This window comes from Tenacibaculum litoreum (assembly GCF_964513915.1).
GTDB classification, from domain to species: domain Bacteria; phylum Bacteroidota; class Bacteroidia; order Flavobacteriales; family Flavobacteriaceae; genus Polaribacter; species Polaribacter litoreum.
This window is the reverse complement of record NZ_CAZEQS010000003.1, coordinates 1,003,139-1,024,149: the sequence shown is the minus strand read 5'-3', so window position 1 is coordinate 1,024,149 and position 21,011 is coordinate 1,003,139. Positions and strand designations below refer to the sequence as shown.

Annotated in this window: 16 protein-coding genes; 3 read left to right on the top strand and 13 right to left on the bottom strand. The window is 33.4% G+C overall.

Features of this window, described 5'->3' with window-relative positions:
- Window positions 1-9: 9 nt before the first annotated feature.
- From ACKTTR_RS10670 to ACKTTR_RS10630, 9 genes are all read right to left on the bottom strand, one after another.
- Window positions 10-726 (bottom strand): hypothetical protein, encoded by a 717-nt coding sequence (locus ACKTTR_RS10670; protein WP_408027826.1) that lies wholly within the window; start codon window positions 724-726, stop codon window positions 10-12.
- A gap of 46 nt (window positions 727-772) precedes the next feature.
- On the bottom strand, window positions 773-1,741 hold the full coding sequence (locus ACKTTR_RS10665; protein ID WP_408027825.1) for a hypothetical protein: 969 nt from the start codon (window positions 1,739-1,741) through the stop codon (window positions 773-775).
- A gap of 88 nt (window positions 1,742-1,829) precedes the next feature.
- Window positions 1,830-2,882, bottom strand: coding sequence for an ATP-grasp domain-containing protein (locus tag ACKTTR_RS10660; RefSeq protein ID WP_408027824.1), 1,053 nt, complete (start codon window positions 2,880-2,882; stop codon window positions 1,830-1,832).
- Between the two features lie 3 nt (window positions 2,883-2,885).
- Window positions 2,886-3,125, bottom strand: a complete 240-nt coding sequence (locus ACKTTR_RS10655; RefSeq protein ID WP_408027823.1) for a DUF6095 family protein — start codon at window positions 3,123-3,125, stop codon at window positions 2,886-2,888.
- A complete protein-coding gene (gene murQ / locus ACKTTR_RS10650) occupies window positions 3,118-3,933 on the bottom strand; it encodes an N-acetylmuramic acid 6-phosphate etherase (protein WP_408027822.1) in 816 nt (271 codons plus the stop codon). Before murQ ends, ACKTTR_RS10655 begins: the two co-directional genes overlap by 8 nt.
- A gap of 208 nt (window positions 3,934-4,141) precedes the next feature.
- Window positions 4,142-6,367: an NADP-dependent isocitrate dehydrogenase gene (locus ACKTTR_RS10645; protein WP_408027821.1), complete on the bottom strand. Its 2,226-nt coding sequence runs from the start codon at window positions 6,365-6,367 to the stop codon at window positions 4,142-4,144.
- Window positions 6,368-7,081: 714 nt separating this feature from the next.
- The gene (rplS, locus tag ACKTTR_RS10640) at window positions 7,082-7,429 is read right to left on the bottom strand and encodes a 50S ribosomal protein L19 (RefSeq protein ID WP_408027820.1); all 348 of its coding nucleotides are present in this window, start codon (window positions 7,427-7,429) and stop codon (window positions 7,082-7,084) included.
- A gap of 122 nt (window positions 7,430-7,551) precedes the next feature.
- The gene (trmD, locus tag ACKTTR_RS10635) at window positions 7,552-8,226 is read right to left on the bottom strand and encodes a tRNA (guanosine(37)-N1)-methyltransferase TrmD (RefSeq protein ID WP_073183128.1); all 675 of its coding nucleotides are present in this window, start codon (window positions 8,224-8,226) and stop codon (window positions 7,552-7,554) included.
- A gap of 32 nt (window positions 8,227-8,258) precedes the next feature.
- Complete coding sequence (locus ACKTTR_RS10630; RefSeq protein WP_408027819.1) at window positions 8,259-9,116, bottom strand: RluA family pseudouridine synthase; 858 nt, start codon at window positions 9,114-9,116, stop codon at window positions 8,259-8,261.
- Window positions 9,117-9,411: 295 nt separating this feature from the next.
- Between ACKTTR_RS10630 and ACKTTR_RS10625 the strand changes: the two genes are divergently transcribed.
- A complete protein-coding gene (locus tag ACKTTR_RS10625) occupies window positions 9,412-10,425 on the top strand; it encodes a glycosyl hydrolase family 17 protein (protein WP_408027818.1) in 1,014 nt (337 codons plus the stop codon).
- Window positions 10,426-10,633: 208 nt separating this feature from the next.
- A complete protein-coding gene (locus ACKTTR_RS10620; RefSeq protein ID WP_408027817.1) occupies window positions 10,634-12,859 on the top strand; it encodes an IPT/TIG domain-containing protein in 2,226 nt (741 codons plus the stop codon).
- A gap of 176 nt (window positions 12,860-13,035) precedes the next feature.
- On the opposite strand, the gene ACKTTR_RS10615 is transcribed toward ACKTTR_RS10620, so the two are convergent.
- From ACKTTR_RS10615 to ACKTTR_RS10600, 4 genes are all read right to left on the bottom strand, one after another.
- A complete protein-coding gene (locus tag ACKTTR_RS10615) occupies window positions 13,036-16,290 on the bottom strand; it encodes a S41 family peptidase (protein ID WP_408027816.1) in 3,255 nt (1,084 codons plus the stop codon).
- A gap of 98 nt (window positions 16,291-16,388) precedes the next feature.
- Window positions 16,389-18,068, bottom strand: a complete 1,680-nt coding sequence (ggt, locus tag ACKTTR_RS10610; RefSeq protein WP_408027815.1) for a gamma-glutamyltransferase — start codon at window positions 18,066-18,068, stop codon at window positions 16,389-16,391.
- A gap of 6 nt (window positions 18,069-18,074) precedes the next feature.
- Window positions 18,075-18,662: an acyl carrier protein phosphodiesterase gene (locus tag ACKTTR_RS10605; RefSeq protein WP_408027814.1), complete on the bottom strand. Its 588-nt coding sequence runs from the start codon at window positions 18,660-18,662 to the stop codon at window positions 18,075-18,077.
- 64 nt (window positions 18,663-18,726) lie between these two features.
- Window positions 18,727-20,190, bottom strand: coding sequence for an aminoacyl-histidine dipeptidase (locus ACKTTR_RS10600; protein WP_408027813.1), 1,464 nt, complete (start codon window positions 20,188-20,190; stop codon window positions 18,727-18,729).
- Window positions 20,191-20,260: 70 nt separating this feature from the next.
- On the opposite strand from ACKTTR_RS10600, the gene recR reads away from it, so the two are divergent.
- The gene (gene recR / locus ACKTTR_RS10595) at window positions 20,261-20,878 is read left to right on the top strand and encodes a recombination mediator RecR (protein ID WP_408027812.1); all 618 of its coding nucleotides are present in this window, start codon (window positions 20,261-20,263) and stop codon (window positions 20,876-20,878) included.
- The last annotated feature ends 133 nt before the right edge of the window (window positions 20,879-21,011 follow it).

Here is a 21,011-nt window from a genome sequence, read left to right as displayed (position 1 = left end):
CAAGCTTTATTATCTGATATAGTTTATTTCTATCTGATCACCATCATACATGTTAAAATTAGTACCACCAGCTACAGTAACACTATCTGCACCAAATGTGTAGTCAGTACCAGCAACTAATTTAGCTCCATTTCTATATACAGAAACTTTGTAAAATGATGTTGTAGCTGTAACACCAGTAACAGTAATTGTTTTAGAGTTAGCAGTTTGGTCTGTAGCATCCACAGTAGCTGTTGCATGAATACCTTGTACTTGTAATAGATCAGCAGCTAATATTTTTCTTACAGTTCCATCAGTTTCATCTTTAACTAATACTGTAAAACCATCTCCGTTATATGCAGTAGCAGCAACTTGATCAACAGCAGCAACAGTAGCAGCATCTACTTCATCTGTACCTACTAAAGTGAAGGTATTTCCATCAATAGTGAAGCTTTGACCATTAGTAGTAATTGTAGTTGCTGTATTTAATGTACCTCCTAATTGCCATGTAGTAACTACGCCTCCATTAGGAGCAGTATCAGTAAATTGTGTAATACCATTAGTTGATTGTAAGTACTTAACAGTACCTTTATTATCAATAACTTTTACATATCCAGTTGAGCTCCCTAGTGTTCCAGCCGCTTGTCTACCTATGTCTCCAGTTGTAGTTTGCGCACTAATAGTACCAACGGCTAGGAAACCAATGGCTACTAAAGCGACTTTTAATTTGTTTGTAATTGTTTTCATAATTTGAGTATTGATTGCGTTATTAAACTTTTTTATTGGTTATTTATTAATATAATTGAACTATTCGTATTTCATCACCTGCATAGCACATAGCATCAGGTTCTATGGTAATTGTTGTTGCGTTATCAACTGTAAAGTCTATTCTAACTCCGTTTCTGTATACGTTAATTTTATCAGTTGTGTATAGCGTAAGACCAGTAAAGGTTACTTGTCCATCTGTAGCTGTAATTTCTGTAACTTCTTCTCTTAGTAGATTTGATGCTGGAACTCTTCGCAATACTCCTGTAGCTCGATTAACTGTAACGATATCATCGGTATCAATATCTCCATTTTGTAGTCCAGTAATAGCCAATGTATTTGTGGCATCAGCCTCTATTAATGTAGGCTTAATTAAGGTGCCGCCTAATTGAAAGTTAAATCTGGAAATAGATATCCCATTGCTAGCAGTGTATAAACTACCGTTGGATGTACTCGTATTCGAATTTATCCAAGTAGTTCCATTATATGCATATACAAATCCTGTAGAACTGTCTATATATAGATCTCCTGGAATAGGGTTGGGGGCAGTAGTTGCATTAGGTGGGCCACTACCTCTTCTTGGATTGTTGTCTATAGAAATCCAATTGGTTCCATCCCAAATACTGGTGGAGTTATTTAGAGTATCGTTAATCCAAAAATCACCTATATTATTGTCAGATGGTGGAGAAGAAGAAGTAGTTACTTTAATTGATTCTCTTGTGTTCCCTGAATCTCCACATAGGCTTATCCATGCAGTTCCATCGTACATAAAAACACAGTTTTGATCAGTATTGTAAACTAAGGCACCATGTAGAGGTTGAATAGCATTCATTTGTGCGTCTGTCATTCTACTAATAACCAAAACCTTGTCTGAACTTTCTAATTCTAAAATAGAGTTTGAATGTATGGAAGAGGGATTTTCTCCAACTTTAACTTGAGAGAAAGTTGGAATTATTGCACAAAAAAGAAGTAAAGAAAAAAGTAATCTTCTTTCCATTCAGTTGAGTAGTTAATTGGTTTAAGACTCGGGGGGATTCTTAACAATACATGAACATGTATTCGCGCACAAATATAGAAAAGAATTTCTATTTAGAAAGGCGTTTAATTTTTTTTGTATACTTTTTCAATAAAATAATTTCATTAAGAAAGCTCAAAGAATCTTTGTATGGAGTGTTAAAATTTTTATGGTTTGTAATAGCAATATTAAAGAGCGACTTCCAATGTGTTCTTATTGCTTTCAAGGCTTTTAAATAGGTGTAATTTTGCGAATCGTAGATATGAGTAGGTTCAGCTATAATACCATTGATTTCTAGTATTTTAAAGTTGATTCCTTCTTCTAACTCCTCAAAAGTATTGTACTTTAAATCAATTCGTCCATAGTACCAACCGGGGATTGATTTACTTAGTGTGTCAAAGGTGTCAGTTAGTTTATCACTTATCAAATGATTACCATTAATAAACTGTGTGCCTTTGGAGTGATTGCCAACTGCCGTAAGTTTAATAACCTTATTTTTAACAGGGATTTCTGTAAGTTTATCTTGGTGAATTTTAGAAAATAAATCTACATATAATTTAGCTCTTTCATCAGCTAAAATTAGTTCTTTTAATGTAGATATTCCGTCTCCTGTAACAGATAAAAAGCGTTTTAAAGTTAATGAAGAAATTTTTCCAGAATCATCTTTTGGGTTCCTATGGTAAAATATACCGCACTCATTTTTATAGTCTAAAAACTCTTGAATAATAATATTAATAGAATATTTATCAAGATAGCTTTTTAAGGCTTCTTTTGTAGCTATTTTTTCAACTAATAAACCTCGAAAACCAACATCAGGTTTTGCAATTAAAGGAAAATTAATTTTTTGTTCATGAATTTCTTTACAAACAATTTTAAAATTAGTGTTTGGTTTAACTAAAACTGATTTAGGTCTATGTTTTTCAGGAACTAATAAAATTGTTTCGTACTTACTTTCGGTACCATTCCCAGAACTTTTTATACACGGATTAGCAGCGCTAAAAAAGGCGAAGTGTTTAGCCTTGAAAGCTAAATAAAAAGCATAAGGAAGATTAGGGAGGTAAAACATAGCGGATGGCCAATGCTCCCAATCAGTTATTTTTTTTATGGAATTGTTTTTAATCAAAAGTTATTTACTGAAAAGGTGGTCTAATATGGTTTTAAACGTTTTAAAGCCATAATATACGGTAAATAGTATTAATAAAACACCAACTACAAGTAGCCCATATGCAATAAAAACTTTGGGAGCGTCTTTAAAAGCGCGTAAAGCTTTAAAAGCAATACTTAATACTAAAGGAGAAACGATTAATAATCCTAAAAAAACTAAAAGCTTTTTTATACCAGTTTCCATAGTAGTAGGTTTATTCATTGGTAAAGTTTTTTATTGCTTCACGAACACTTCCATATTTTTTTAATAGTTCGCTAGCTGTTTTTTGGTCGATATTTAATTCAGAAGCTAACATTTTTTCACCTCTATCTACTAGTTTGTTGTTAGATAGTTGCATGTCTACCATTTTATTTCCTTTGACTCTTCCTAATTGAATCATACAAGCTGTAGAAAGCATATTTAATACTAGTTTCTGTGCTGTACCAGCTTTCATTCTAGAGCTTCCAGTTACAAATTCAGGACCTACAACAACTTCAATAGGAAATTGAGCAGTTAATGCTAAGGGACTTCCCTGGTTGCAGGTTATACAACCTGTAATAATACCGTTATTATTACATTCTTCTAAGGCAGAAATAACATAAGGAGTAGTACCAGACGCAGCAATTCCAACCACAACATCTTTTGATGATATCTCATGCTCTTGTAAATCTTTCCATCCTTGATTTGTTGAATCTTCAGCGAATTCAACAGCTTTTCTAATAGCATAATCACCACCAGCGATTAGTCCAACAACTAATTCATGAGGGACACCAAAAGTAGGAGGACATTCACTTGCATCTACAATACCTAATCTACCACTGGTACCAGCACCAATATAAAACAATCGTCCACCTTCCTTTAACTTTAAAACAATTTGTTCCGTAAGCATTTCTATTTGTGGAAGTGCTTTTTCTACAGCTAAAGGAACTGTTTTATCTTCTTTATTTATGTTAAACAATAATTCAGAAATACTCATTTTTTCTAAATCATTGTAGTTAGAGTCTTGCTCGGTTGTTTTAATAAACTTCATGCTTCAAATTTACTAATTAAAAGTTTTAAGAAATTAGAATGTGACAATTATAATTTTGTTGTGTCTTAACTGTAAGCCAAACAATGTTACGAGGGATTAAATAGTAATTCGGGGGACATTATTGTTTAATAATTTGTTTGGTTCACTTTTTTTAATAAAAAAAGCAGGTGATTTATCACCTGCTTTTGAGTTTTATATAACTAACTAATTATATGCTTTGTAAAATATCGTTAAGAGTTTTACTTGGTCGCATTACTGCATTAACTAAATCATCATTTGGTTCATAATACCCACCAATGTTAACCGCTTTACCTTGTACAGAATTTAACTCTTCTACAATTGTAGCTTCATTTGTAGCCATTTTCTCAGCTATAGGAGCAAATTGAGATTTTAAATCAGCATCCTTGTCTTGAGAAGCTAAAGCTTGTGCCCAATACATAGCTAAATAAAAATGAGAACCTCTGTTATCTAATTCTCCAGTTTTTCTAGAAGGACCTTTTTTGTTTTCTAATAAGGTATCAGTAGCATCATCTAAAGTTTCAGCTAATATTTTTGCTTTATTATTGTTATTTGTGTCACCTAGGTGTTCTAATGAGACAGCTAACGCTAAAAACTCTCCTAATGAATCCCATCTTAAGTGGTTTTCTTCAACTAATTGTTGAACATGTTTAGGAGCAGATCCACCAGCACCCGTTTCAAATAACCCACCACCGTTCATTAATGGAACGATAGATAACATTTTAGCTGAAGTCCCTAATTCTAAAATAGGGAATAAGTCAGTTAGGTAGTCACGTAATACATTTCCAGTCACAGAAATAGTATCTTTTCCTTCTTTAACTCTTTCTAAAGTATATTTGGTAGCTTCTACTTGAGACAAGATTTTAATTTCTAAACCTGTAGTATCGTGGTCTTGTAAGTATTTTTCTACTTTTTTGATAACCTCAGCATCATGTGCTCTTTCTTTACCTAACCAGAAAACAGCAGGAACTCCTGTAGCTCTTGCTCGAGTAACAGCTAACTTCACCCAGTCTTGAATAGGAGCGTCTTTTGTTTGACACATTCTCCAAATATCACCAGCTTCAACAGTATGCTCTAATAAGGTAGTTCCGTTAGCATCGATAACTTCAACTTTTCCATCAGCATCGATTTCAAAAGTTTTATCGTGAGAACCATATTCTTCTGCTTTTTGAGCCATTAAGCCTACGTTAGGCACAGTTCCCATTGTAGTAGGGTCGAAAGCACCATTCTTTTTACAGAAATCGATAGTTTCTTGGTATAAACCAGCATAAGAACTATCAGGAATCACAGCTTTAGTATCTTGCTGTTTTCCTTCTTTATTCCACATTTGTCCAGAAGTACGAATCATTGCTGGCATAGAAGCATCAATAATTACATCAGAAGGAACATGTAGGTTGGTAATTCCTTTATCAGAGTTTACCATTGCTACATCAGGATTGTTGGCATAAATAGTTTCGATATCAGCTAAGATTTCCGCTTTTTTATCAGCAGATAGTTCTTCAAGATTGCTTACTAAATTACCAAATCCGTTATTTACATCTATACCAATTTCTTTGAAAGTTTCACTGTGTTTAGCAAATAAATCTTTAAAGAAAACACGAACAGCATGTCCGAAAATGATAGGATCTGAAACCTTCATCATGGTAGCTTTCATATGTAAAGAAAATAAGACTCCTTTATCTTTAGCATCTTTAATTTGCTCTTCTAAAAAAGCTAGTAATGCTTTTTTACTCATTACAGAAGCGTCAATTACTTCTTTAGCTAATAAAGAGGTTTTTTCTTTTAAAACAGTCTTGTTTCCATTAGCATCTGTATGTACAATCTGTACATCAGTTGCATTAGGTACAGTAACTGATTTTTCACTGTGTGCAAAATCTCCTTCTGTCATTGTAGAAACATGAGTTTTAGAGTTTGAACTCCAAGCTCCCATTGAGTGAGGATTCTTTTTTGCGTAGTTTTTTACAGCTTTTGGAGCTCTACGATCAGAGTTACCTTCACGTAAAACAGGATTTACTGCAGAACCTTTTACTTTATTATAACGTGCTAAAACTGCTTTTTCTTCATCGGTGGTAGCTTCTTCTGGGTAATCAGGTAATGCATAACCTAAAGCTTGTAGTTCTTTTATTGCGGCTTTTAACTGAGGAACAGAAGCAGAGATGTTAGGAAGTTTAATAATGTTAGCTTCTGGCCTTTTTGCTAAATCTCCTAAAAAAGCTAAAGCATCTTCAACTTGTTGTTCTTTAGGTAAAAAGTCTGAAAAATTAGCAAGAATACGACCAGCAAGAGAAATATCTTTGGTTTCTACTTCTATGTTAGATGATTTTGTAAAAGCTTTTACGATTGGTAAAAACGAACGAGTAGCTAATGCTGGAGCTTCATCCGTTTTTGTGTACATAATTTTAGCAGTCTTATTCATATTTATAAGTAATAAATTAAATTATATTTTGAAGTGACGCAAATTTAAGAATTACGGTTGAGTTTTTTGATAGTAAATTATTATTAATTAGGGTGTTTTGTTGTGAATATGATAATTTAAGAAGGTGGAATAGAGAATTTGTTATTAAAAATAAAAGCCATATCAAACAATTTCTTGTAATTGATATGGCTTTCTCGAAATAGTAAGAGGTACTAATCTGTATTACTACATTATCAAATAAACAGTGTTTATGCTTTTTCCTTAGAGAAAGCTACATTACTACTTCAAAAGAAACTTTACCTTATAAATTATGTCACCTATAAAATAAAAGTTTCGATGTTTTTAAACAGGTTAGTTCAGCTAAATTTAAACCAATAATACTTATAAACTTATAACTAGAAAACTATAAATTATTAATAACTTACAATTAATCAAAAATTATGATGATCATATTTAGCCTAATTACGTTTAAAAACAAAATATATAAAGAACGTTACTTTAAAGGTTTACTTTTAGTGATTAATACAGCTAACTATAATTCTGACGTCACTTACTTTGTAAACTCTTTCCCAAATATAAGAAATAAATATCTCTTTTTAAGTGTTTTAGGTGTTTTGTTATCAACAAGTTAGGTGTGGTGTTTTATTAACAAATGTGAATAAAAAAAACACCATGAAAATCATGGTGTTTTTAATTTCTTTTGAAAAGAAGCTTCTAGCGTCTTCTTTCTTTAATTTTTGCTTTTTTACCAGTAAGACCTCTAAAGTAGTAAATACGTGCTCTACGTACTTTACCTTTTTTATTGATCTCAATCTTTTGGATAGTTGGTAAGTTAATAGGGAAGATACGTTCAACACCTACAGTACCAGACATTTTTCTAATAGTAAATGTTTCAGAAGCTCCACTTCCTCTTTTTTGGATAACAACTCCTCTAAAGAACTGAGTACGAACTTTATCTCCTTCTCTAATTTCGTAGTATACTGTAATAGTATCTCCAGCTGCGAATTCTGGTAATTCGTTTTTTGTTACAAATTCGTCTTGAACAAATTTTACTAAATCCATTTTCTTGTTATTTATGGTTGTATAAAAGCAACATTCACGATTTTCGTCAGAGGTTGATTTTGTGGCTGCAAATTTAGAACTTTTCTTTTGATAAAAAAAATAAATAAATCACTGATTACTAGTTAATCTAATAAATCTGGACGTATTTCTTTTGTTCTTTTGTATGCTTGTTCTGAGCGCCACTCTTCAATTTTAGGAAAATTACCTGATAGTAATACTTCAGGAACCTTCATTCCTTCATATTCTGAAGGTCTTGTATATACAGGAGGTGATAGTAAGTTGTCCTGAAAACTATCGGTTAAAGCAGAAGTTTCATCACCCAAAACTCCAGGAATTAAACGAATGACAGCATCACATAAAACTGCTGCAGCCAATTCTCCACCAGTTAGCACATAATCACCAATAGAAATTTCTTTGGTTACATATTTATCACGTACACGTTGATCTACACCTTTGTAATGTCCTGTTAGAATAATTATATTTTCTTTTAAAGAAAGGGTATTTGCTGTAGCTTGATTTAGGGTTTTTGCATCAGGAGTCATGTATATGATTTCATCATACGTTCTTTCAGATTGTAACTTTTCAATACATTTTGCAATGGGCTCAATCATTAAAACCATTCCAGCACCTCCACCAAATTGGTAGTCGTCTATTTGACGATAATTACCAAAACCATATTCTCGTAGGTTATGAAAATGAACTTCAGCGAGTCCTTTATCAATAGCCCTTTTCATCATTGAGTTTTCAAATGGGCTCTTTATTAAGTCGGGTTCTACCGTAATAATATCTATTCGCATGCGGCAAAGATAGATGTTTTAAAGGAGACTTTTTATGGGAATATTTTTTTGAATTTTTTAGGAAGTTCTTTTGTGATAGTGATTTTTTTATCACTAAAAGGATGTGTAAAAGTAAGTGTAGATGCATGCAGAAATAATCCTTTCCCTTTCAAAACCTTGTTTTCTAGAAAGTATTCTTTATCACCTAAAATAGGATTTCCAATACTAAATAAATGTTTGCGTAGTTGATGTTTTCTTCCTGTTTTAGGTTGTAATTTAACCAGGTTCAAGAAAGCAAACCGAGGAGATTCAATTGACTGTATGACTTCAAAAGAAGTAGAAGCCTTTTTATCATCAATAGGGAAGTTAATTTCTCCGTTCCTCTCCATTTTACCGATACAGATTGCATGATATGTTTTTTGAATCTCCTTTTTTTCAAATAGTTGGTTCAAAACAATAATACTTTCAGTTGTTTTTCCTATTAGTAATAGTCCACTTGTAGGATAATCTAATCGGTGTACAGGTCGAGGGCGAGTAGTATTAGGAGAAGTACTTTTTTGTAAGTTTTGCATGAGAGCATTATCAATTGTAGCAAAAGAATTTCCGCTAACTAAGATTCCTGCTGGCTTATAAATAATAGCTAAGTAATCATCTTCAAAAAGAACTTCTAAAGTAAAATTGAAATGTTTTTTTTGAGCTTTTTCTTCTAATTGAAATAACTCAATAGTGTCTCCTTCATTAATGTGTAAAGCTGTTGTAGCTGTTTTACCATTGACCTTTACTACCCCCTTTTTAATGGCTTTTTTTAGACTAGATTTAGTAGAGGTGGTTTTAAAAATTCCGACAGCATATTCTTGTAGTCGAATTGGGGTTTCAATAACTTTTACGAAGTGAGTTTCTAGGACTTTCAAAAAGGAGTGATGTTTTTTCAAAATTAGTTAATAAGATTAGAAAAATAGGGGATTTATATAGTAAAAATTATGAATAAGATAGTATATGAGTAAAAAAGTAATAGGTTGTGTATAAATTACCTTTAAGTTACATAGTATATATTAGGACTGATGTATATTAATAGCAGTAATGAAAGTTTGTAAATGAACATCCTTACCTCTTATACTTACGCTTATAGAAGTTTTTTTTAATGGTTGCAGACGGTATTATAACTTTAATATTCAAACTATTATTTATTATAAAAACTAACCCATCATGAAAAATTTAATATTTAATTCAACTATAGGTGTTAACTTTAGTAATACCTTTCAAAGTACAGGAAAACAAGTAAGTGCAACAAAAGCAGCCGCGCAAATAAAAGCAACGGGTGTTAAAACGGTTAAGATGTTTACCTACAATCAGACAGATTGTATTAGTGCTTTTGCTAAGGAAGGATTACAAGTTTTAGTTGATATTCCTAATGGAGATTTAAAAGCCTGTGCTAATAATGATACAACTACTATAAATGCCATTATAAAAGTATTATCAGATTATTCAACTACCATTCCAATGATATGTGTAGGAAATGAACCTCTAGGAAGTTGGTGGGGAAATGAGTTTACTGGAGATCTTGTAAGTGCTTTAAAAAATATTAAAAGTGCTATTGCAAAGAAAGGACTTACTACCAAAGTAACTGTTCCTTTTAATTATGCTATTATGGGAAGTTCATATCCACCTTCAGCGGGAGCTTTTAATGGTAGCTTGAAAGACACAATTTTAGACGTTTGTGCTATTTTAAAAGCAGATAATTCAGTGTTTATGGTTAATGTATATCCATTTATTACTCAAAAAAATCAGCCGAATAATGTTCATTTAGATTATTGTCTGTTTACTGCAGGTGAAAAGCATTGGGTTCATGATGGAAGTTATACATATAAAAATATTTTTGATGCAATGTATGATGCGTTATATGTAGCATTAGGAAATAATGGATATGGAAGCTTACCTATTGTTATTGGTGAAGCAGGATGGCCAACAGGACCAAGTGCCACTTACACTACAGCAACAAAAGCAAATGCACAAATGTTTAATCAAAACTTAATCAATCATTGTAAAAGTGGCAATGGTACACCACGGAATTCCAATGTAAAAATTCCTTGTTTTATTTTTGAAATGTATGATGAAGATAAGAAGCCAACTGATGCCGGTTTTTTTGAGCAACATTGGGGAGTTTATGGTTATAATGCAACAAAGAATGATTATGAAGCTAAATATTTATTGACTTGGTAATTATCCCTAGAGGAAATTTTTATTCTTTTTATTGAAACGAATCACTTTACGAATATAAAAGGAACTTTCTTGCCAGTTTTAAACACACTTATGGTTTTTTAAATGAAAAGTGACTTACAAGTTTTTAAATTAGATTCACTAATAACCTTAGGATAAGTCAAATATTAAATAAAATTTAAAGCTGATATACTACCAAATTTTATAAAACATGAAAACAACTAAGAAAGCCATACTTGCAATTAGTATGTTAATAATGATGGTATATGAATTACCTGCTCAAACCATTACTCATATAAGTCCTAGCTCAGGTTCTTTAACGGGGAATACAGTAGTAACTATAAAAAGGACTGGTTTTACAACCAAACCGACCGTTCTTTTTGGGGCAGTTGGAGTACCACTTAATGATATAAAAGTGGTTTCAAACACTAAAATAATAGTAAAAAGTCCAGCGGTAAGCTCACCAAAATCTGTAAAAGTAACGGTAATTGTAAACGGAAATAGTGCTACAACACCAAAATTTTTTGAGTATAAATTACCAGAGATTACGTCTATAAGCCCAGATTCATCCTCTGTAAAAGGAAATGAAATTATAACTATTAAAGGGAACTATTTGTCGGGCGCAACCTATGTTAAATTTGATCAAGCAGGTAACCCTCCGCTAACCGTAAATGATACCATAATTACGGTAAAAAATCCACCTCATATATCAGGAAAGGTTGGAGTGCAAGTACAGGTACAAGGTGTATATTCAATTATCAATAATAATTCAAAGTTTATTTATTCAAGCAATGCGCCAAAGGGTTCATACTCTATTTCGCTGAAAGATTCAACAGGATTGTCAAAAAAATACAAAGTATATGTTTTGGGGTATACTACAAACTCTCAAAAAATGTTAACGGTAAATCCTGCTACATTACAGGGGGAATTTACAACCATTACTTCAAAAGAAGGGTATATAGAATCATACGAATTAGGAAAAGAAATTACCTCTATAAAAGTAAGTAATAAAAATCCTGTAGTGGGAGCCAGAATATTTTTCTTTATAGCAGATACCTCTAAAACGTATAATGATAATGCCAGTAAGACGTCTAATAGGAATTTAGGGTTTCCTTTTTCAGAAAGTGGAGCGTCTGTATTACAAGTTAATAACCCTCCTCAAACTGATTTTCCACCATACAGCTATATTGAACCAACATTTGAAGCAAATCAAGGATTGTATATTGACGTTTCAATGGTAGATGGTTTTTTCTTTCCCCTGTCAATTATTGCTGAAGATAAAAATGGCAAAGAGCTGGATAGAATAGGGGTGTCAAAAGGAATAACTGCAGCAGATGTTACAAATGCTTACAAACCTTTTATGGCCAATGTTAAGGCTAATAAAGCGTATGATAATTTATATCATGTAGTTAATCCTGATTTAACGGCCTTACTAAATCCTGGTTTATATTTAGAGAATAATGCAAGTGCTTTAGAAACGATGTTTGATGAAGCGTTAAACAAATTGTTTACAGATGCTACTCTAAAAATGAATATATGGCAGAATGGAGATAATAAATTCCAAGCTTATTACGATGTAAAACCAGTATTAAAAACATTTCCGAAAACGTCTAATACACATGAAGCATTAGAGTTTACAAGTGTAGGAGCTACCACGTTACACGTGTTTAATCCCGTAGGATTCTCAGTAGTTTCATATTTTGATTCAACGTCAAATACCAGAAACCCCATTATGGGCAGTATAGCAAAAGGAACATTATTATTTGAAACACCACTGCCTTTAGAGACAGGACTTACCGTTGGTATGTATGTAAGTTCTAATGGTTGCGTAGTAGAAGGAACAACTGTAATAACAAAAATAAATACAACCAGTAAAGGAATTGTATCTGTGAATGTTAATACAAAAGCAACATGTACATCTCCCAATCTACAGTATAAGTTTGCAAAAGCACCAACCAACTATTATTATTCTTCAGGGCAAATGACTTTTGCCGGAATTGGCTTGTTTGCAGACGGTCCATTTAGGTATCCTAATGATGAAAATCTTCAAATTGTGGTAAACGGACTCGAAAACCAAATAAGTACAGCTTTAAATAGAGGAGTGGCCGTTAAAATATTTACAGATACTTCTTCAAAAGGTCATACGACTAAGAATTGGGGAGTAGAAACCAATTGGTATCCTAGTGGTGAACCGCAAAATTTATTTTCGTATTTTATGCATACAGCCAAAGTAAACGGAATAAACATTTTTTCATTACCTAAAAATAGTGTACAATCTGCAAGAGGAGATGTCATGGCAAAGGCTTATGGCTTTGCTTATGATGAAAATCCAGTAGGGAATTCCAATCAAGTACAACCTCAGGTTCCTTCAGAATTTCCGGGAGCTTATCCAAAAGGCACTACAAAATTGAAACTTGTTTTAGGTGCTTGGAAATAATTTTATTGAAAGGAAAATAGAGAATAAAATTTCTGTTTACCCCAAAAGACTTCTCAATATAAAATTCTTTCAGAATTTAATTCGAAGCTATATTTGGAACTTTTTATCTATTATTCACGTTACATATACTAAATAAAGAGGATGGCAAATAGCCATCTTCTTTATTTATATTTCTTTTAATACCCGTAGGGTCTTTTCCATCGAACAGGTGGAGCAGGCTCAGGTTTAGGAATGAATTCATTAGTTTTTAGTAAGCGTAAAGCTTCATCAACAGCCTTTTCGAGCTGAGGGTCTTTTCCTTTTAAAACTTTACTTGGCTCTTGGTGTATTTCGAAATCAGGAGCTACACCTTCACCTTCAACAGCCCAATTACCATCTAAATCAAAAAAACCACCACGAGGAGCAACCATTCTACCACCATCAATAAAAGCAGGTGTATCCCAAGTTCCTACTAAACCTCCCCACGTACGAGTTCCTACTAAAGGTCCTATTTTTCTTTCTTTAAACATGTAAGGAAAAAGGTCTCCTCCAGAGCCAGCACGTTCATTAATAATCATCACTTTTGGACCCCAAATACCAGCAATTGGAGTTGTCCATGGTTTTCTTTTATTAGCTTTACTATTAAAGTAACCAAAAGGTTTTCTCGATAAAATATCAATCATATAGTCAGCTGCACTACCACCACCATTATTTCTTTCATCTATGATAACTCCTTTTTTATCTTGTTGAGAAAAGTAGTAACGATTAAAAGAAGTGAATCCGTTGTTTGATGTGTTCGGAACATATACATACGCTAATTTTCCGTTAGATAGTTTATCAACTTTTCTTCTGTTTTCTTCTACCCAGTTGATCGAACGCAAATTTCTTTCGTTAGCTACTGGTTTTACTAAAACAGTTTTAGCTCCTTTAGGAGTAGGTTTAGAGTTTACTTTGATATAAATTTCTCTACCAGCGGTTTGTTCTAAGAACTTATAAGGATTGTCCTTTGAAGTCACAGTAACGCCATTAATTTCTAGTAGGTAATCACCTTCTTTAATATCGATACCCGGAAGTCCAAGAGGAGCTTTAATAGTCGGGTTCCAACGCTCTCCTTTATATATTTTTGAAAACTTATATAAACCATTAGACTCTTCAAAATCACAACCTAATAACCCGACAGGAACGTAGTTAGTTTTAGGAGTATCTCCTCCGTAAACATATGAGTGACCAATAGCAACTTCACCGCTCATAATGTCTACAACATAGTTTAAGTCGGTTCTGTGTCTTACATGATCAATCCATGGAGCATACCATTGATAGATTTTGTCCCATGGTGCACCGTGTACATTGTCAACATATAAAAAATCTCTCATATAGCGCCAACCTTCTTTAAAGATTTGATGGGCTTCAGCTTTAGGGTCTACTTTGATTTTTAAGTTGGTTTTTATTGAGCCTTTTCCAGGTTTTGCTGGAGATTTACTACTTACAATACTCCAGCTTCCTTTATTTGATAGTAATACAGATTCTCTATCTTCTGAAACTGTTATTGAACGAATTCCTTTAGTAAATTCAGTAGCTTTTTCTTTTGAAATATCATAGTCATGGATAATTACATCAGGTTTGTTTTGAATAGCTTCAGCTATGAAAACATGATTTTTTGGTGCTTTATATAAGGCTGTGTAGTTTTTAGCAGGAAGTTGTAAGGCAATTGCTCTGTTAAAAATACCTTCTTCATCAATCACAACTTTTATTTTATCAGCTTCTTTTGATGGTTTTTTGCCATTTTCTTTCTTGTTTTTATCATCCTCATTTGTCTTTTCTTTCTCAGCTTTTTCTTCGTCAGTTTTCGGTAGGTTAGGAGCTTTGTCTTTACTGTTCAAAACAATTGCATATAAACTACGTGTTACTGAAGGGTCGTAAGAGCTCATGTCTAGCCACCCAGATGCTAATCCGTAGTTTGTACTGGTCAAGGTATAAATATATTTTCCTGAAGCATCCCAAACCGGTGAAATAGCATCTGCTAAAGGATCCGTAATTTGAACTGTTTTTTTGGTGCTGATTTGGTATGCGTAAATAGACTTGAAATGATTTTTATTTTGTTTAGCATAAGCAATCCAATCACTATCAGGCGACCATTTCGGGTTCATGGTTCTATTAGGGTGTGCAAAATTATCAGTAGCTACTTTTTCAGCTTTTTTGGTTTCTAGATTCAAAACCCAAATATTAAAATGCGTATCGGTAAACGATACATGTTTTCCATTAGGAGACCAATCAGGTTTGAAATAAAAAGTAGGATTAGGAATTTTAATATATGATTTATTATCTCCATTTTGGTCGGCAATTACTAACTCGTATTCTCCATTTTTGTCAGAAAACCAAGCTACTTTATCTCCTTTTGGAGACCAAACAGGGTACCTGTCAGCAACACCTGAAGAGTTGGTTAAGTTTCTCCAAGTACCATTTTCTTTAGGAACAGTAAAAATTTCACCGCGGTATTCAAAAATGGCTCTTTTTCCTTTAGGAGAAATATTAGGGTTCGTTAAATTTCTTCCTTTTACATCCATCCAACGCGTTCTTGCATAGTTTAAATCACCATGAACTGTTATGGGGATTTGCTTAGTAGCTGAGGTGCTAGGGTTTAAAAAGTGGATGTATCCTCCTTGTTCATAAACAATCCCGTTTGAATTAGCATCCAGACTTTTTACGTCGAATTTTTTATGAAATGTAAGTTGTTTTTCTTGTTTCGTTGTTAAATTATATGACCAAATATTACTAGTGTAGTCTCTTTCAGAAATGTAGTAAATACTACCGTTGAACCAAACAGGATCTAAATGCCTTTCTTTATCTTTTTGAGGAGTTTTTATTAGTTTTTGATTTTGCATATTCAAAATCCAAATAGGCATTGCTTGACCACCGCGATAATTTCGCCATTCCGCATCCCAACTTGTAATAGGAGTGTAGGCGAGATATTTACCATCTTTTGAAAATTCTCCATAGGCGGCTCTTGGAACTTTTACAGCTTGAGGTAATCCTCCTTTTAATGAAACAGTATAGAATTTATTAGTTTGAGTTGGTTTACCTTCTCTAGATGAACGAAATAAAATTTTGTTATCAGGAGTCCAACCTTGTACAAAGTCACCACTTGGGTGGTAGGTTAATCGCTTAGGTTCACCGCCAGTAGCAGGAATTACATATACATCAGTATTTCCATCATACTGTGCAGTAAATGCAATCATAGTACCATCATTAGAAAAATGCGGATTAGATTCATAGCCCTTATCGCTCGTAAGTCGTATAGCATTTCCTCCTTGAATAGGAGCTTTCCATAAGTCGTTTGCATATACAAAAACGACTTCAGAGTTAGATATTGTAGGTTGCCTTAAAAGGCGTGTTCCTTGGGAAAAACCAGTATAGCAGACAGCTAAAGTAAGTAAGGTTAGTATTTTTTTCATGCTTTGTTGAAATTTTAAACCTTAAAACTACTTAATTAACTGTTAAAGGGAGTGAAAAAATTGTTAAAACCTTAAGCGAAAAAGGCTTAAGTTAAAAACTAAAACCCAACTGCTTTGTCATCTCCACGAGGATCAGCACCGCCTTCTAATTTTCCATTTGGGAGCACTAAGATAGCGTCTACTTTACCAATTATAGGAGAGTTGGTTTCGTCTAATTCATATCCGAGTTGTCGTAGTTTATTTTTGACTTTTTTGTCAAAACCTGTGGGCTCCATTTTAATCACGTCAGGTAACCATTGATGATGAAAACGTGGTTGATTCACTGCTTCTTGCATTCCCATGTCAAATTCATGTACATTTAAAATGGTTTGTAACACAGATGTGATGATGGTTGAGCCTCCAGGGGTTCCTACAACCATATACAAGTTTCCGTTTTTCTCTACAATGGTAGGAGTCATAGAGCTTAACATGCGTTTTTCAGGTTCTATTTTATTAGCTTCAGCTCCAACTAAACCAAACATGTTTGGTATGCCTGGTTTGCTTGAAAAATCATCCATTTCATTGTTTAGGAAGAACCCTAAATCAGAGCAGTACAACTTGGAACCATAAGCACCGTTGATTGTTGTAGTGGCAGAAATTGCATTTCCAAATTGATCAACAATAGAGTAGTGGGTGGTTTCATCGCTTTCAACCATTGTAATATTTCCGTGAGAAACATCTGTTGAAGAGGTGGCTTTTTCAAAAGAAAAATCAAGCATTCGATTTTTTGTGTATTCTTTACTGATGAGTGTCTTAATAGGGATCTTTATAAAATCAGGATCTCCTAAATAAAAACTTCTATCTGCATAAGCTCTACGTTCTGCTTCAGTAATTACCTGCATAGCTTTTGTTGAATTATGGCCGTATTTACCTAAATCAAATGGTTCAATTCCATTCATTATTTGTGCTAAACAAATTCCCCCACTAGCAGGTGGAGACATAGAAATGATTCGTAAATCATCGTAGGTAAAAGTGATCGGAGTTCTCCATTTAGCTTCATACTTTGCCAAATCTTCTTCGGTCATAATTCCACCATTGTTTTGCATAAAATCAACAAGGCGTTTAGCGGTTTCTCCTTTGTAAAACTCATCACGACCGTTTTTTGCAATACGTTCCAAAGTAGCTGCTAAAGCAGGATATTTGATAGTGTCTCCTTTTTTCCAAGGCTTGTCAAAAAGAATAGAATCTTTATTTACTTTTAAAAAGTAATGTTGATATTTTTTTATACGGTCTTCTTGTTTTTGAGTAACAACAACTCCTTTTTTAGCTAAAGCTATGATTGGTTTTAAAATTTCTTGAATAGGTAATGATCCGAATTTTTTATGTGTGGCAAAAACACCAGCTACTGTTCCTGGGATTCCTACTGCCATAGCTCCTAAAGTGCTTTTATTTTTAATTACGTTTCCTAAGCTATCTAAATACATGTCTTTATGAGCAGCAAGTGGTGCTTTTTCACGATAGTCTAGTGCGCCAACTTCTCCTGTATTTTTTCGATAAACCATAAATCCACCGCCACCAAGATTACCAGCATAAGGATACGCTACTGCTAAGGCTAATTCTGTAGCTACCATAGCGTCGAAAGCATTTCCTCCTTTTTGTAAAATATCCGAACCAATTTGTGAAGCTTCTTTACGGGCGGAAACTACCATGGCTTTTTCGGTAATTGTACCTACAACTTTTTCTTTTTTACAGCTATATAATGCTGTGAGTGTTAAAAAAAATAAGAATGCTTTTTTCATGTGTTATTAACTTAGTTCTTTTAATTTTTGATGTGAGAATACACGAAGGTCTTCAAAAAAAGTAGTGAAATCGTTTTCGAAAATTTGATAATTTTCTAACAAATCTCCAGTAGCTAAATTCATTTTAGACTTTCCGTTAGTACGTCTATTCATTCCGTTTAGCACTTCCTGAATTCCTTTGGCAAATTGGTAATTATACAACCAATTATATTGTACCATATATGGGAGTATTTCTTGTGTTTTCTCAGGTAGAATATCAATATTGTCTTGAAGTAATTGATATACAGAGTTTACATAAATGTTTAGCGGGATTTGAGAGTAATTTCTCCAGTTTTTTGCTAGATAATGATCGTAGAAAATGTCAATAATAACTCCATCATAGTGTCGGTAACGTTCATGTAAACGTCGTTTACTTATTCTAACAATTTCATGCGCATCTGTATAGGTGTCAATTTCGCGATGTAGCAAAATCCCTTTTTGAATATCTTCATGAAAGTGGGAAAATTTATTCCCTTTCACGTGATCTGCTATAAAATTACCAATCATAACATTTGTATTGCTTTCAGAAAGGTATAAGTGCGCTAAAAAATTCATTTTATAAATGTAAACAAAAAACCACAACTGAAAAGCTGTGGTTTTAAAGTTTATGTGTAAGTATTTAATTCTTAACTGGAGTATTCTTTAAAATTTCTAATAAAAATTTCCAGAATTTTTGTGTTGATGATATTTGCGCACGTTCATCAGGTGAGTGTGCGCCTTTAATATTTGGACCGAAAGAAACCATATCCATTTCTGGGTAGTTTTGGCCTAAAATACCACATTCTAATCCAGCATGACATGCAGCTACAATAGGTTTTTCGTTGTGTAATTCTTCGTATAAGTTAGTTACAGTTTTTAAAATTTCAGAATTTACGTTTGGTAACCATCCTGGATACGAACCAGAAAACTCTACGTCAAAACCAGCTAATTCAAAAGATGAACGTAACGAGTTTGCTAAATCCCATTTATTAGTTTCAGAAGAAGAACGAGTTAAACATCCAATTTTAATAGCTCCGTCTTTTACAATGATACGGGCAATGTTGTTTGAAGTTTCTACTAATCCTTCAATATCTGGACTCATACGATACACGCCATTCAAAGCAGCGTAAACCGCTTTAATTAATCCTTCTTGAACACCTAAATCCATTACAGTTTCAGGAGTGTCAACTTCTTTTAATTCAATAGTTAGGTTAGGTTCTAGTGTTGAAAATTCAGCTTTGATGTTGTTGATAAGCTCATGAATTTCAAATAAGAAAGGTTCTTTAGAAACAGCATCAATAACTACAGTTGAAAAGCTTTCACGAGGAATAGCATTACGTAAGCTACCTCCGTTAATTTCCGAAACACGTAATCCGAAGTTTGTAAAACCATCAAATAATAAACGGTTCATAATTTTGTTAGCGTTTCCTAAACCTTTAATGATGTCCATTCCTGAGTGACCACCATTTAGTCCAGTAACAGAAATTTCATAAGCGATTGTATTTTCAGGAGTAGTTTCTTCACTATAACTTCTAGTAGCAGTAACATCTACACCACCAGCACATCCCATTCCTATTTCATCGTCTTCTTCTGTGTCTAGGTTTAATAAGATTTCACCTTCTAACAATCCACCTTCAAGTCCCATAGCACCTGTCATACCCGTTTCTTCATCAATGGTAAATAAAGCTTCAATAGCTGGGTGAGGAATATCAGTGGACTCTAAAACTCCCATGATAGCAGCAACACCTAAACCGTTGTCAGCTCCTAAAGTAGTTCCATCAGCTTTAACCCAATCACCATCTACAAACATTTTAATTCCTTCAGTGTCAAAATCAAAAACAGTATCTGCATTTTTTTGATGTACCATATCTAAATGGCTTTGCATAACTACTGTTTTTCTGTCTTCCATTCCAGCTGAAGCAGGCTTGCGAATAATTACATTCCCAACTTTATCAACCATGGTTTCAAGATTTAGTTTTTTACCGAAATCTACCATGAACTGTATTACTCTTTCCTCTTTTTTCGATGGACGAGGTACAGCGTTTAAGTCGGCAAAATTTTTCCAAACAGCTTTTGGTTCTAGGTTTCTTATCTCTGAATTCATGTGAATTGAAGTTTTAATTTTAAAGCTACGAAGATACTTAATCCTTATCGAAAAATTGTAAATTCGCAACATGGATTTTTCGTCAAAATTATTAGAAAATGCAGTAAATGAAGTAAGCAGATTACCAGGTATTGGTAAGCGTACTGCGCTTCGTTTGGTGTTGCATTTATTGAAACAGCCGAAAGAAAACACGAAGTATTTAGTGGAGGCTTTAACACATTTACGAAATGATGTAAAATCGTGTAAAAAGTGTCATAATATTTCAGATACTGTGTTGTGTGATATTTGTAGTAATCCGAAGCGAAATGCTGAGATTGTATGTGTGGTAGAAGATATTCGTGATGTAATGGCGATTGAAAACACAGCACAATACAGAGGTTTGTACCATGTGTTAGGGGGAAAGATTTCTCCTATTGAAGGAATTGGCCCTCAAAACTTACAAATTGAATCATTAGTTGAAAAAGTAAAAGAAGGCGAGATTAAAGAACTGATTTTTGCGTTGAGTTCTACTATGGAAGGTGATACCACCAACTTTTATATTTACAAACAGATAGAGAAATACGGAGTAACTACATCAACCATTGCTAGAGGAATTTCGGTAGGAGATGAGTTAGAATATGCAGATGAGGTGACGCTTGGGAGAAGTATTGTAAATAGGATACCGTTTGAGCAGTCGATAAAAGGGTAAGAGAAATTGTTGAAAAATGAAAAGATCAACTTAAAGAAAACCATTTCTCCTAACTAGTACTATACAATATGGAGGAATGAAAATCTATTTTGTTGTAAAGTATAAAGCTAAAAAAGTTATTTAAGTGTCTAAA

Bases quoted from the DNA above. Each gene is read 5' to 3' on its own strand.
- ACKTTR_RS10670 (WP_408027826.1), bottom strand. From the start codon at position 726: ATGAAAACAATTACAAACAAATTAAAAGTCGCTTTAGTAGCCATTGGT.
- ACKTTR_RS10665 (WP_408027825.1), bottom strand. From the start codon at position 1,741: ATGGAAAGAAGATTACTTTTTTCTTTACTTCTTTTTTGTGCAATAATT.
- ACKTTR_RS10655 (WP_408027823.1), bottom strand. From the start codon at position 3,125: ATGAATAAACCTACTACTATGGAAACTGGTATAAAAAAGCTTTTAGTT.
- murQ (WP_408027822.1), bottom strand. From the start codon at position 3,933: ATGAAGTTTATTAAAACAACCGAGCAAGACTCTAACTACAATGATTTA.
- ACKTTR_RS10645 (WP_408027821.1), bottom strand. From the start codon at position 6,367: ATGAATAAGACTGCTAAAATTATGTACACAAAAACGGATGAAGCTCCA.
- rplS (WP_408027820.1), bottom strand. From the start codon at position 7,429: ATGGATTTAGTAAAATTTGTTCAAGACGAATTTGTAACAAAAAACGAA.
- trmD (WP_073183128.1), bottom strand. From the start codon at position 8,226: ATGCGAATAGATATTATTACGGTAGAACCCGACTTAATAAAGAGCCCA.
- ACKTTR_RS10625 (WP_408027818.1), top strand. From the start codon at position 9,412: ATGAAAAATTTAATATTTAATTCAACTATAGGTGTTAACTTTAGTAAT.
- ACKTTR_RS10620 (WP_408027817.1), top strand. From the start codon at position 10,634: ATGAAAACAACTAAGAAAGCCATACTTGCAATTAGTATGTTAATAATG.
- ACKTTR_RS10615 (WP_408027816.1), bottom strand. From the start codon at position 16,290: ATGAAAAAAATACTAACCTTACTTACTTTAGCTGTCTGCTATACTGGT.
- ggt (WP_408027815.1), bottom strand. From the start codon at position 18,068: ATGAAAAAAGCATTCTTATTTTTTTTAACACTCACAGCATTATATAGC.
- ACKTTR_RS10605 (WP_408027814.1), bottom strand. From the start codon at position 18,662: ATGAATTTTTTAGCGCACTTATACCTTTCTGAAAGCAATACAAATGTT.
- ACKTTR_RS10600 (WP_408027813.1), bottom strand. From the start codon at position 20,190: ATGAATTCAGAGATAAGAAACCTAGAACCAAAAGCTGTTTGGAAAAAT.
- recR (WP_408027812.1), top strand. From the start codon at position 20,261: ATGGATTTTTCGTCAAAATTATTAGAAAATGCAGTAAATGAAGTAAGC.